The organism is Actinoplanes sp. NPDC049599, from assembly GCF_044465625.1.
GTDB lineage: Bacteria > Actinomycetota > Actinomycetes > Mycobacteriales > Micromonosporaceae > Actinoplanes.
Window position 1 is genome coordinate 489,092 of the sequence record NZ_JBITLX010000003.1, and the last position, 11,901, is coordinate 500,992.

Here is an 11,901-nt window from a genome sequence, read left to right on the forward strand (position 1 = left end):
GGGTGACCGACGTCTTCCGCAACCGCATCAACGCCGCCCTGAGCGCGGCACAGCCGCAGAGCCGGGGCAAAGTCACCGGGGCGGTCGGCCTGCGGGTCACCGTCGGCGGGCTGGAGGCGCGGGTCGGTGAGCTGGTGCGGATCGGCGAGGGCGACGAGGCCGTGTTCGCCGAGGTCGCCGCGATCGACGGGGACCGCCTCTCCTGCCTGCCGCTCGGCCCGATCGCCGGCATGAGCGCCGGCAGCCCGGTGGTCTCCACCGGCGGCCCGCTGCGCGTCGCGGTCGGCCCGGACCTGCGCGGGCGCATCCTGGACGGCCTGGGCCGGCCGATGGATGGCGGCCCGCCGCTGCTGGGCGAGCTGGTCGGCATCGACGCGGCGCCGCCGTCGGCGATGGAACGCCAGCTGGTCGACGCGCCGATGCCGCTGGGCATCCGGGTCCTCGACACCCTCGTGCCGTGCGGCCGCGGCCAGCGCATCGGCATCTTCGCCGGCTCGGGCGTCGGCAAGTCCACGCTGATGTCCATGATCACCCGTGGCACCACCGCCGAGCTCAACGTCGTCGCCCTGGTCGGCGAGCGGGGCCGGGAGGTCCGCGAGTTCATCGAGCACGACCTCGGCCCGGAGGGGCTGGCCCGCTCGGTGGTGGTGGTCGCCACCTCGGACACCCCGCCGCTGGTCCGGCTCCGGGCCGGCGCGGTGGCCACCCGGATCGCCGAGTACTTCCGCGACGAGGGCGGCGACGTGCTGCTGATGATGGACAGCGTGACCCGCGCGGCGATGGCCCAGCGCGAGGTCGGCCTGTCGGTCGGCGAGCCGCCGGCCACCCGGGGCTATCCCCCGTCGGTCTTCGCGATGCTCGCCTCGCTGCTGGAGCGCGCCGGCCCCGGCGCCCGGGGCAGCATCACCGGCCTCTACACCGTGCTGGTCGAGGGTGACGACCACAACGAGCCGATCGCCGACGCGGCCCGCTCGATCCTGGACGGGCACATCGTGCTCGACCGCAAGCTCGCCACGGCCGGCCACTTCCCGAGCATCCAGGCGCTCGACTCGATCTCCCGGGTGGCCAACAAGATCACCACCCCGGAGCAGAAGCAGGACGCGGCGGAGCTGCGCCGGCTGCTGGCCGCGCACCGCGACGTCCGCGAGCTGGTCGAGATCGGCGCGTACGTGCCCGGCACCAACCCGGACGCCGACCGGGCCACCGCGGTCTGGCCGCTGATCACCGCCTTCCTGCGCCAGGGGCTGGACGAGAAGGTCAGCGCGCCCGAGGCGTGGCAGGCACTGCGGCAGGTCATCGCCGCCTCCTGACGGTTGCAGCTCGGGTGCAGGTGCTCAGCCGGGCGGGCACCGGGCCGACGGGGTCTGGTGAGGGTGCACCTCGACGTATCGGGAGGTCCTGTGAATCGCCTGTTCCGGCTCGGTCCCGTCCTGCGGGCCCGCAAGGCTCAGGAGGACGCCGCCAAGGGCGCCGTCCACCAGTCCCGCCAGGAGATCCGGGAGGCGCAGGCGCTGGTCAAGCGGCGCCAGCTGGACCTGGCCGGCGCGGACGCGCCGACCGAGGGGACCGCGCGGGCGATGGTCGCGTCGATGGTGGCCCGGCAGTCGATGGCGGCCACCATCTCCGGCGCGCACCGGATGGTCGCCGACGCCGAGGAGCTGGGCCGGGAGAAGCAGGCCGAGCTGGCCGACGCGGCGAAGCGGCGCCGGGCGGTGGAGCTGATGGCCGAACGGCACGCCGAGACCGTCAAGGCGCACGACCTGAAGATCGAGCAGCTCGCCGTCGACGAGATGGCCGTGACGGCGAAGGCCCGCAACGCCGCCCGGGGCATCGACGCGGTCAGCGAGGAGCGGGCCCTGACGCTGCGGCACGGCAAGGGCACCGCCGCCGACCGGGAGGACGTGGCCCGGGAGACCGCGAACTCGGTCGCCGCCCAGCGGCACACCGTCAACCTGACCGACGCCGATGCGGCCATCGCCGCCGCCCGGGCCCCGCTCACACTTGCCGCTAAGCGCAACGCCGAACCCGCCGAAGTCGAGAACGAGGACCACACCGACGACGGGAGCCGCGCATGATCGGTGTCCAGGGAGTCATGTCCCGGATCTCCGAGCTCAAGTCGCAGCTCGGACTGACCCCGGCCGCGCCGGATGCCGCCTTCGCGACGGCGCTCTCCGCCGCCACGGGCGCCAAGGGCAGCCCGGCGGTCACCGGCCAGTCGGTGGTCGAGGCCGCCAGGAAATACCTCGGTACGCCGTACAAGTTCGGTGGCACCGATCCGGCCACCGGGGTGGACTGCTCCGGGCTGGTCCAGAAGGTGTACCAGGACCTGGGCATCGACCTGCCGCGCAGCTCGCGGGAGCAGGCACAGGCCGGCACCCGGGTCGACGGCCTGCGCAACGCCAGGCCCGGCGACATCCTCGCCTTCGACCGGCCCGTCGACCACGTAGCGATCTACCTGGGCGACAACAAGATGATCGCGGCGCCGAAGCCCGGCGACCAGGTCAAGATCCAATCGGTGTACGAGACACCCACGCACATCCGCCGCGTCATCAACACCGACCTCACCGACCTCACCGCCCGCTCCGCCACCGGCGCCGCGGCGGCCGCGGCGGTGCGCCCGGCCAGCCTGCAGAACTCCACGTCGCTGGCCGGCGTCCCGTACGCGGACATGTTCCTCAAGGCCGGCGCCAAGTACGACGTGTCGCCGAAGCTGCTCGCCGCGGTCGCCAAGGTCGAGTCGGGGTACAACCCGAGGGCGGTCAGCAAGGCCGGCGCCCAGGGCCTGATGCAGCTCATGCCGGCCACCGCCCGGGGGCTGGGCGTCGCCAACTCGTTCGACCCGCAGCAGGCGATCAACGGCGCGGCGAAGCTGCTCTCCAGTCACCTCAAGGAGTTCAAGTCGCTGCCGCTGGCGCTGGCCGCGTACAACGCCGGCGGCGGCAGCGTGCACAAGTACGGCGGCATCCCGCCGTTCGCCGAGACCCAGGCGTACGTGCCCAAGGTCCAGAAGGCACTGGCCGCGCTCGGTTGAGCCGCGCACACACGACGAGGGGAACCGCCGCATGACGAGCTCCGTGACCGGGCCTGACCGCAGGCCGACGACCGAAGCCGGGCGCCGTACGGCTGCCCGGCCCGGCGAGGGCGCGGAGGCCTTCGGATCGGCGCTCTCCGCCGAGCTGGACCGGGGCGCCGCCGACCAGGCCCAGCGCGCGGACCGGCAACGGCAGCAGGCCACGCAGAGCCGGACCGCGCAGCAGCGGGCGCACGACCAGGCGGCGCTGCACCGTTCGGCCGCCGCGAGCCGGGAGGAGTCCGGGCCGGGTGAATCCCGCTCGGTCGACGCCCGGCTGCAGAACCGCGCGGCCCCGGGCCGGACCGGACAGCACCGGGTCCTGCAGAGCCGCACCGCCGAGCAGCGGGTCGCGCAGCCGCAGACCTCCGCGTCCCCGCGCCCGGAAACGGCCGGGACCGCTGCGGCGAAGGTGGTCGCGGAGACCGACGAGCCGGTCGTCGAGGAGTCCGAACCCGCCGAGGCCGCGCCGGTCGTCCTGCTGCCCTTCCAGGCGGCGATGGCAGCCGTCGGCCCGGTCCTGACCACCCCGGAGCCGACTGTCACTTCCGCCGCTCCGGCCACAGTGGCCGCTCCGGCCCCGGCCGCCGCCGCACCGGTGCTCGACGCGGGCGCCGCGCTGACCGTCACGGGCGCCGCATTCCAGGCGGATGTCGCCGCCGAGACCCCGCCGGCCCCGCAGAGCGGTTCCGCCACACCCGTTGCCCCGGCACCGTCCGCCGTCCCTGTACCGCTGACCGACGCCCCGGCCCAGCCTGCCGCGCCCGCCCCGCCGGTCCAGCAAGCCGCCCCGGCAGCACCGGCAGCACCGACCGCGACAGCGGCCGCCGCGCCGGCCGACACCGCCGCGCCATCCGACACCGCCGCGCCAGCCGTCGCCACCCCGTCAACCGCTGCCGCCACACCCGCTGAGCCGATCGCGACCACGCCGACCACTCCAGCTGCGCCGACCGCGCCGACCGCGACAGCCGAGACAGCCGCGCCGACTGCGGCGGCCGTGCCGACTGCGACGGCCGCGCCGACTGCGGTGGCCGCGCCGACTGCGGTGGCCGCGCCGACTGCGGTGGCCGCGCCGACTGCGGTGGCCGCGCCGACTGCGGTGGCCGCGCCTGGGGTTCCGGTGGAGGCCGGCACCACGCAGGTCTCCGGCGACGCCGCCGCCCCGGCCCCGGCGGCGCCCGCTTCCGACGCCGCCCCTGCCGCCGCGGCCACCCCGACACCGGCTCCCGCGCCCGTCACACCGGAAGCGACCGCCGCCGCTCTCCCGGAAAGCCCCGCCACCACCGCCACCGACCAGGCCGAACCCACGCCCGCCACGACCGAGGCCCCCACCCTCGCGGACCAGAGCGCGAGCACCGGCGGCGACACCACCGGCCAGGGCTCGGCCGGACAACAGCCGGGCACCGGCACGCCGTTCGCGCCGCCGACCACCACCCCGGCGCCGGGCACGGAAACGCCGTTCGGCGTCGGCGGTGTCGCCGCACCCGCGCCGAGCGCGCCGACCGCCCCGGTCGCCGACGCGCCCCCGCCCGCACCGGCCCCGCCCAGCCCGCTGGCCACCCAGCTCGCCACCCGGATCGTGCCGCTGCGCCTGGACGCCGACGGGGTGCACCGGCTCACGGTCAACCTGCACCCGGCCGACCTCGGCCCGGTCCAGGTCATCGCCGAGATCCGCAACGGTGAGATCAACGTGCGGCTGTCCAGCTCGACCGACGCCGGCCACGAGTCGCTCCGCAACGCCCTCGACGACCTGCGCCGCGAGCTCCAGCAGTCCGGTTTCTCGAACACCTCGCTGGATCTGCGCCAGGGCAACCCGCAGGACCAGGCCCGCCAGCAGTTCGCGTTCATGGGCAACCAGGGCGGCAACCGGGGCGGGAACGGCCGCGGCGACGGCGAGCCGGACGCGCCGGTGCCGGCCCCGCCCAGCCCCGCCCGCACCACCGGTAACAGCCGGCTCGACATCCAGGCCTGAGCGGAAAACAGGCCCTAAGCGAATCGGTGAACCCGCCGAAACTGAGGGCGAGGGTCACCGACTCGAACTCAGGAGGACTTGTTCATGTCGTCACCGATCGGCGGAAACGTCAGCAGGGAATTCGACGCGAAGAACGCGACCGCGACGTCGATCTACACGAACAAGACCAGCACCGACGCCGGCGCCAGCAAGTCCGTCGCCGACCAGGACACGTTCCTGAAGCTGCTGGTGGCGCAGCTCAAGTACCAGGACCCCAGCAACCCGGCCGACTCGACCCAGTTCCTGGCGCAGACCGCGCAGTTCACCCAGGTCGAGAAGCTCGGCCAGATCGCCGACATGATGCAGGCCCAGCAGCTGATCGGCGCGAGCGCGCTGGTCGGCCGCACGGTCACCTATCAGGACGCGAACGGCATGACCCAGACGGGCGTCGTCACCAAGACGAAGCTCAACGGAGACAGCGAACCGACGCTCGTGGTCGGGAACACGGATGTGCAGCTGTCCAAGGTCACGGAAGTCCAGCAAACCGCAACCGGACCAGCGACAACCACCGGGCAGACGGCCACGACGCCGTCGACGGCACCGGCGGCCACCACGCCGCCGGCAACGACGACGCCCGCCTCCACCTCCGATGATTCCGCTACCACGAAGGACAACTGACCTATGCTGCGTTCTCTCTTCTCCGGCATCAGCGGCCTGCGCGCGCACCAGCAGATGATGGACGTCACCGGAAACAACATCGCCAACGTCAACACCACCGGATACAAGTCCAGCCAGACGGTCTTCCAGGACACGCTCTCGCAGATGGTCAACGCGGCCGGCGCCCCGCAGAACGGCGCGGGTGGCACCAACCCCGCCCAGGTCGGCCTGGGTGTGCGCACGGCCAGCGTCAACGCGAACTTCAGCCAGGGCGCGGCGCAGACTACCGGCAAGTCCGGCGACATGATGATCCAGGGTGACGGCTTCTTCATCACCAAGAGCGGCGGCGAGACCGTCTACACCCGAGCCGGCTCGTTCACCTTCGACGCCAACGGCTCGCTGACCACCCCGAACGGCCAGATCGTGCAGGGCTGGGGCGCCGACCCGGACGGGACGGTCAACACGGCCGGCGCGCCGGGCAACATCAAGCTGCCGATCGGCATCAGCCTGGCGCCCGAGGCCACCACCAGCTTCACGCTGACCGGCAACCTGTCGTTCGAGGCGCCGGTCGACGCCACCGGTGTGCTGCCCGGTAGCTCCAAGGTGATCCCCATCCCGGTGATCGACGTCAACGGCACCTCCAGCTCGCTGAACGTGACGATGACCAAGACCGGCGCCAGCGAATGGACCGCCACGACGCCCGCGCCCGGCAGCTCCACGGTCGCGATCACCTTCGCCAACGGCAAGCCGGTGGACGGCGGCGGCCTCCCCTTGACCAGCATCACGCTGGACGGGCTCGCCGTCGACATCAGCGACATCACCCACTACAGCGGCAACACCGAGGCCCGGGTGAGCGCCTCGGACGGTTCCGGCGCGGGCATCCTGAGCTCGTACACGGTGTCGAACACCGGGCAGATCGTGGGTGTCTTCTCCAACGGTCTCAAGCAGAGCCTGGGCCAGCTGGCGCTGGCCAACTTCAACAACGTCAACGGCCTGGAGAAGATCGGCGACTCGATGTTCCGCAGCACGGTGAACTCCGGCCTGGCCCAGGTCGGCTCCGCCGGCTCGGCGGGCCTCGGCCTGATCACCAGCGGCGCCCTGGAGATGTCGAACGTCGACCTGGCGCAGGAGTTCACCAACCTGGTCATCGCCCAGCGTGGCTTCCAGGCCAACAGCCGGATCATCACCACCTCCGACGAGATCCTCCAGGAACTCGTCAACCTGAAGCGCTAGTAGCCAGCAGCACCGGCGCGCAAGCCGGGACGGCCCCTGTGGCCGCCCCGGCTTCGCTCTATCCGGGGTAGCTCGCACCCGGATAGCGACCGGGTCGCGCTCATCAGCAACCGCCCGCACGCCGAACTGAACGATGACGGGCCACGGACGGCCCACCAGCCAAGAGACGCCCCAAGGACGGATGTCGTGATTCTCGTAACTCGCCTCAACGGAGCCGTGTTCGCCCTCAACCCCGACCTGGTCGAGCGTGCCGACTGCACACCCGACACGGTCATCACGCTGGTGGACGGCACCAAGTACGTCATTGCCGAATCCGTGCCCGAGTTCATCGACTCGGTGCGCCACTACCGCGCCTCGCTGATCGCCCAGGCGAGCCGCATCGAGGCTGAGCCGGCCCTGCTGGCCGAGCCCGGCCCCGCCGACGACCAGACCGCTGCGACGAACGTGCTGCAGCTGCACCGGAAGGACCGCTGATGGACATCGCCACCATCGTTGGTGTAGTCGTAGCACTGATCATCGTCTTCACCGTCCAGATCCTGGAGGGCGGTCACCCGGCGTCGATCATCCTGATCCCGTCGATGCTGCTGGTCTTCGGCGGTGCGTTCTGTGCCGCCATGGCCGGCGGCGTGCTCAAGGACGCGATGGGCATCGGCGGGCTGCTGAAGAAGGCGTTCCTGCCGAAGGTCACCCCGCCGAACGTGCTGGTGGACGACATCGTCAAGCTCGCCGAGCGGGCCCGCCGCGAGGGCCTGCTGGCCCTCGAGGACGCGGTCAAGACCGTGGAGCACCCGTTCCTGAAGCGTGGCCTGCAGCTGGCCATCGACGGTACGGACCCCGAGGAGCTGCACGACATCCTGCACGCGGAGGTCGGCGCCAAGAAGAAGGCCGACAAGGCCGGCAAGAAGGTCTTCGAGAACATGGGCGGCTACGCCCCGACCATCGGCATCATCGGCACGGTCATGGGCCTGGTGCACGTGCTCGAGAACCTCGACAAGCCGGAGTCGCTCGGGCACTCCATCGCCGCGGCGTTCGTCGCCACGCTCTGGGGTGTGCTCTCCGCCAACCTGATCTTCCTGCCCATCGCGTCCCGGCTGGACCGGCTCTCCGGCATCGAGGCCGAGGAGATGGAGCTGGTCATCGACGGGGTGCTGGCCATCCAGGCCGGCTCCAACCCGCGGCTGGTCGCGCAGAAGCTGCGCAGCCTGCTCCCGCCGGGTGTCGCCAAGGCCGCCGAGGCCGCGGCCGGCAAGAAGGCAGCGTAACCGTGAGCAGCGGAGGCGGACGCCGGAAGAAGGGTGGGCACGAGGAGCACGAGGAGCACGTCAACCACGAGCGCTGGCTCGTGTCGTACGCCGACATGTTGACGCTGCTGTTCGTCCTGTTCGTGGTGCTGTACTCGATGAGCAGCGTGGACCAGAAGAAGTTCAACGAGCTGGCGGCCGGCCTCTCCGAGGGTTTCGGCGCGCAGAGCGTCGCGATGACCGGCAACGTCTCGAACCTCGAGGGCGCCGGCCAGAGCACCAACGTCGTACCGATCGACCCGGGCACCAACCCGGGCGACGGCAGCACCGGCACCGATGACATGACCAAGGAACAGAAGGAGGCGGTGGCCCGGGCTGTCCTGGCCGCCAGCCGCAAGGAGGCGTCGGCTAACGCCAAGGCGGCGACCAAGGAGGTGGAGAACCTCAAGGAGGTCGAGAAAAAGATCGCCGACGCGCTCGCCGCCGCCAAGCTGCTCAACCAGGTCAAGTTCACCGTCACCGAACGCGGCCTGGTGGTCACCGTCATCACCAACGAGGTCGTCTTCGCCGGCAACCGGGCCGAGCTGCGTCCCGGCGGCAAGAAGATCCTCGACACCATCGCGCCGCCGCTGGCCAAGCTGCCGAACAACATCGAGGTCGACGGCAACACCAACCAGCTCAAGGCGACCACCTCGTTCTACCCGAGCGGCTGGGAGCTGTCCGCGGCGCGAGCCTCGACCACCGTGCGCTACCTGATCAACCACGGCCTGGCCAAGAAGCGGATGACCGCGGTGGGCTTCTCCGACACCAAGCCGCTGATCGACCCGAAGGACCCGCGTGCGGTGACCATGAACCGCCGGGTGGACGTCGTGGTGCTCACCCAGCTCACCCCCGAGCAGGCCGCGCTGTTGCCGGCCGCCGCGGGTGACGACGCGAAGCTGCACACCGGAACTACCACCGAACAGGCGGCGGCCGAGGCTAAAGCAGCGGCCGGCACAACCGAATCAACCACCGGGTCCACCGCCCCAGCGCACGACTGACCACGACAGGAGGAGTTCCGATGAGCAAGGACAACAAGGAAGCTACGGCGGATGCGCCGAAGAAGAAGTCCAAGAAGCTGCTGATGATCATCATCCTCGCCGTGGTGCTGCTCGGCGGTGGCGGCACCGGCGCGTACTTCATGTTCTTCAAGGGCGACGCGGCCGAGGCCGCGGAGGTGAAGCTGGTCAAGGGCGCGGTCATCGGGATCGACGGGACCATGACCATCAACCTGGCCGACGCGCACTACCTCAAGCTCGGCTTCGCCATGCAGATGACCGAGGAGGCCGGCGAGGAGGAGATCGACACCGCCGAGGCGATCGATCTGGCGATCGACCAGTACACCGGGATGGAGATCGCCGAGCTGGAGACCGAGAAGGGCCGGCTCAAGGCCAAGGCGGAGCTGCTCGAGAAGATCGAGAAGGCGTACAACGTCGACGACAAGCACCTGGTGATGGGGCTCTACTTCACCTCCTTCGTCACCCAGTAACCGAGGGGATGGGCAGGTCCGCCGAGTGCGGATCTGCCCATTTCGCGTAACTGGCGACAAAGCACGCTCTGCGGCTCAGCGGTTCCGGAACCGAGCCGATGAGGACGACGTGACCACGTCTCCGACCCGATCCCCCGGCAAGATGTCCCGGCGCGGCAACACCGGGCCCACGACGTACGACTTCCGCAAGCCGATCAAGCTTTCCCGGGACCACATCCGGACGTTGCAGATCGCCTTCGAGACGTACGCCCGCAGCTGCGGCACGCTGTTCACCACCCGGCTGCGCGTGGTCAGCAGCGTCTCGCTGGTCTCGATCGAGCAGCTGAACTACGACGAGTACATCTCCTCGCTGGCCAATCCCACGGTGATCGCGGTGGTGTCCATCGACCCGCTGCCCGGCACGGTGCTGGTGGAGGTCTCCTCCTCCGCGGTGATGACCGCTATCGACCACATGCTCGGCGGCCCCGGCGGGGCCCAGCCGGAGCGCCCGCTCACCGAGGTCGAGATGCCGCTGCTGCGCGGGCTGATGGAGCGGATGCTCGGCGAGCTGCGGTACGGCTTCGAGCAGCTGGTGGACATCTCGCCGAAGCTCAAGGAGATCGAGTACAACGCCCAGTTCCTGCGCGCCCATCAGCCGGGCGACGCGGTGGTGATCGCCTCGTTCGAGATGAAGATCGGCACCGAGGAGTGCGTGGCCAGCATCTGCCTGCCGTTCGCCACCATCCTGCCGGTGCTGGAGAAGCAGGAGACCATCGAGCTCACCGCGGCCGAGCGGTTGGTGCGCGACACCTCGCTGCGCAAGCTCACGGCCGGACTTTCCGCGGCGCCGATTGACGTAGCTGTCCGATTCCAGCCCATTCGGATGCGTACCGATGACATCGTGGATCTATTGCCCGGTGATGTCGTGCCGCTCGCCCATCCGACCAGCGTGCCGCTTGAGGTCACCGTCAACGAGACCGTTTTCGCACATGCAGTGCCCGGTAACCAGGGTGCCCGGCTCGCCTGCCTCGTCGTGCCGTCGCCCAAGGAGGAAAAGCGCCGATGACCGCGCCCACGATCACCGACCCGCAGCTCGCGCTGGTCCGGACCGCCGCCGAGGCGGCCCTGGCCGTGCTGCCGACGAGCCGGGAACTGCTGGTCGGCGCGCCCGTGACCGCGAGCGCCGACATGCTGACCACCGGGCAGGCGGTCACCGCGAAGTTCAGCGGCGCGGCCACCGGCGAGGTCGTCGTGGTGGTCGGGCAGGACCTGGCCGACGCGCTGAAGGAGAGCCCGCTCGGCGAGCTGGACCTGACCGCGGCCGTCCGGCCGGCGCTGGAGGCCGCGGCCCGCGCGTTCGGCCCGGTGGTGCTCGACCCCGGACAGCTCATGGAACCGGGGGTGGCGCTGAGCGCGATCGCCGCCAAGGACGGCGCCGTCGCGGTCCCGCTGCTGGACGGCGGTGACATCCGGGCGGTGATCGCGCTGGCGCTGGCGCCGTGGCCGTCCGGCGCGGCGCCCGGCGGGGTGGCCCGGCGCGGCGAGGGCGCCGCGCCCATGCGGGGCGGGCTGGACATGCTGCACGACGTCGAGATGGAGGTCTCGGCCGAGCTGGGCCGCACCCGGATGAGCGTGCGGGAGCTGCTGTCGCTGATCCCGGGCGCGATCGTGGAGCTGGACCGGGCCGCCGGCAGCCCGGCCGACCTGCTGGTCAACGGCCGGTTGATCGCGCGCGGCGAGGTGGTCGTCATCGACGAGAACTTCGGCATCCGGATCACCGAGATCGTCTCTCCCGGCAGCGAACGGGAGTAACCCTTGTTCGAACTCGTGCTGCGGATCGCCTTCTCGCTGCTGGTCGTCTTCGGCCTGATGTGGGGACTGGCCCGGGTGGCGCGGCGCGGGGGCGTGGGCCGGCGCGGTTCGGGCACCCTCTCGGTGCTCAACCGGCAGTCGCTGAGCCGCGGCTCGTCGGTGGCGGTCGTCCAGGTCGCCGGCCGGGCGCTGATCCTCGGGGTCACCGACACCCAGGTCAGCCTGCTGGGCGAGACCGACCTGGGGGCGTTCGAGGCCGAGCCGCACCCGGCCAGGCACGACCCGCGGGCCGAGACCGGCACCGCGCTCCCGGCGATGCACCCGACGGTGCTGCCGCACCACGGCGGCAAGCTGGACGGATCCCTGCTGTCGCCGCGGACCTGGGGCTCGACCCTGGACTTCCTCCGCGACCGGACGACGAGGCGCTGAC

Annotated in this window: 13 protein-coding genes; all 13 read left to right on the forward strand. The window is 71.3% G+C overall.

Annotated elements, in window-relative coordinates:
• The first annotated feature begins 2 nt into the window (after positions 1–2).
• The 13 genes from ACIBQZ_RS08520 to fliO all read left to right on the forward strand — a co-directional run bounded on the left by ACIBQZ_RS08520 (position 3) and on the right by fliO (position 11,900).
• Positions 3–1,310 (forward strand): FliI/YscN family ATPase, encoded by a 1,308-nt coding sequence (locus tag ACIBQZ_RS08520; protein ID WP_396087828.1) that lies wholly within the window; start codon positions 3–5, stop codon positions 1,308–1,310.
• Positions 1,311–1,400: 90 nt separating this feature from the next.
• The gene (locus tag ACIBQZ_RS08525; protein ID WP_396087829.1) at positions 1,401–2,075 is read left to right on the forward strand and encodes a flagellar export protein FliJ; all 675 of its coding nucleotides are present in this window, start codon (positions 1,401–1,403) and stop codon (positions 2,073–2,075) included.
• Positions 2,072–3,031, forward strand: a complete 960-nt coding sequence (locus tag ACIBQZ_RS08530) for a transglycosylase SLT domain-containing protein (protein ID WP_396087830.1) — start codon at positions 2,072–2,074, stop codon at positions 3,029–3,031. Before ACIBQZ_RS08525 ends, ACIBQZ_RS08530 begins: the two co-directional genes overlap by 4 nt.
• A 31-nt stretch (positions 3,032–3,062) precedes the next feature.
• Complete coding sequence (locus tag ACIBQZ_RS08535; RefSeq protein WP_396087831.1) at positions 3,063–5,042, forward strand: flagellar hook-length control protein FliK; 1,980 nt, start codon at positions 3,063–3,065, stop codon at positions 5,040–5,042.
• Between the two features lie 84 nt (positions 5,043–5,126).
• Entirely contained in the window at positions 5,127–5,699 is a 573-nt protein-coding gene (locus ACIBQZ_RS08540; RefSeq protein WP_396087832.1) for a flagellar hook assembly protein FlgD, read from the forward strand.
• 3 nt (positions 5,700–5,702) lie between these two features.
• Positions 5,703–6,911, forward strand: a complete 1,209-nt coding sequence (locus tag ACIBQZ_RS08545; protein ID WP_396087833.1) for a flagellar hook protein FlgE — start codon at positions 5,703–5,705, stop codon at positions 6,909–6,911.
• 186 nt (positions 6,912–7,097) lie between these two features.
• Positions 7,098–7,385 (forward strand): flagellar FlbD family protein, encoded by a 288-nt coding sequence (locus ACIBQZ_RS08550; RefSeq protein WP_396087834.1) that lies wholly within the window; start codon positions 7,098–7,100, stop codon positions 7,383–7,385.
• The gene (locus ACIBQZ_RS08555; protein ID WP_396087835.1) at positions 7,385–8,173 is read left to right on the forward strand and encodes a flagellar motor protein; all 789 of its coding nucleotides are present in this window, start codon (positions 7,385–7,387) and stop codon (positions 8,171–8,173) included. Before ACIBQZ_RS08550 ends, ACIBQZ_RS08555 begins: the two co-directional genes overlap by 1 nt.
• A 2-nt stretch (positions 8,174–8,175) precedes the next feature.
• Positions 8,176–9,192: a flagellar motor protein MotB gene (locus tag ACIBQZ_RS08560; RefSeq protein ID WP_396087836.1), complete on the forward strand. Its 1,017-nt coding sequence runs from the start codon at positions 8,176–8,178 to the stop codon at positions 9,190–9,192.
• 20 nt (positions 9,193–9,212) lie between these two features.
• Positions 9,213–9,680 carry a flagellar basal body-associated protein FliL gene (gene fliL / locus ACIBQZ_RS08565; protein WP_396087837.1) on the forward strand — a complete coding sequence of 156 codons (468 nt, stop codon included), beginning with the start codon at positions 9,213–9,215 and terminating at the stop codon, positions 9,678–9,680.
• Positions 9,681–9,789: 109 nt separating this feature from the next.
• A complete protein-coding gene (locus ACIBQZ_RS08570; protein WP_396087838.1) occupies positions 9,790–10,725 on the forward strand; it encodes a flagellar motor switch protein FliM in 936 nt (311 codons plus the stop codon).
• Positions 10,722–11,471, forward strand: coding sequence for a flagellar motor switch protein FliN (fliN, locus tag ACIBQZ_RS08575; protein WP_396087840.1), 750 nt, complete (start codon positions 10,722–10,724; stop codon positions 11,469–11,471). The genes ACIBQZ_RS08570 and fliN overlap by 4 nt, the downstream gene beginning before the upstream one ends.
• A 3-nt stretch (positions 11,472–11,474) precedes the next feature.
• Entirely contained in the window at positions 11,475–11,900 is a 426-nt protein-coding gene (gene fliO / locus ACIBQZ_RS08580; protein WP_396087841.1) for a flagellar biosynthetic protein FliO, read from the forward strand.
• The last annotated feature ends 1 nt before the right edge of the window (position 11,901 follow it).